This is a genomic window from Sulfitobacter sp. UBA4523 (assembly GCF_002388305.1).
In the GTDB taxonomy this organism is placed as follows: domain Bacteria; phylum Pseudomonadota; class Alphaproteobacteria; order Rhodobacterales; family Rhodobacteraceae; genus Sulfitobacter; species Sulfitobacter pontiacus.
Map to the genome: position 1 here is coordinate 106,055 of NZ_DGMH01000017.1, position 511 is coordinate 106,565.

General features: G+C 63.0%; 2 protein-coding genes. Both read right to left on the bottom strand.

Annotated elements, in window-relative coordinates:
• Positions 1 to 308: amidase family protein (locus B3849_RS03785; RefSeq protein ID WP_286779842.1), on the bottom strand; the 308-nt coding region annotated here is incomplete at its 3' end.
• A gap of 4 nt (positions 309 to 312) precedes the next feature.
• The coding region (locus B3849_RS03790; RefSeq protein ID WP_286779833.1) for a TRAP transporter large permease subunit at positions 313 to 511 on the bottom strand (199 nt) is incomplete at its 5' end.

A 511-nucleotide genomic window follows, 5' to 3' on the forward strand; every position in this document is an offset into this window, starting at 1 on the left:
AGCCCCGCATCATGAACGCAGCCGTTTTCCGTGGGGATGCGTTGGGTGTCGATCACGTCTTTCAGCGCGACCGGCAACCCGTGAAGCCGCCCCAAGGGACGCCCTGCCCGGCGATGCGCATCCAGCGTGCGGGCCTGTGCGCGCGCGAATTCGGGATCGAACCACGCCCATGCACCCACCTGCGGCTCGCGCGCCTCGATCCGTTTGATATAGCTGTCGACCAGCGCCAGCGCATCCAGCGCGCCGGACGCCAGCCTGTCACGCAGTAGTGTCACGCTGGGGGTGCCGTCCACCCCGTGACCCGTCATCCGATTACCGTCCATAAAACAGATCCGGCAAATAGAAGACGATCTGCGGGAAGACATACATCAGCACCATCGACAGGATCACGCAGAAGAGGAACGGCATGACCCCTTTGAAGATCTGCGTCAGCAGGAGCGACGGCGGCGCGATGCCTTTGAGATAATAGGCCGACATCGCCATCGGCGGGGTCAGGAAACTGGTCTGCAGG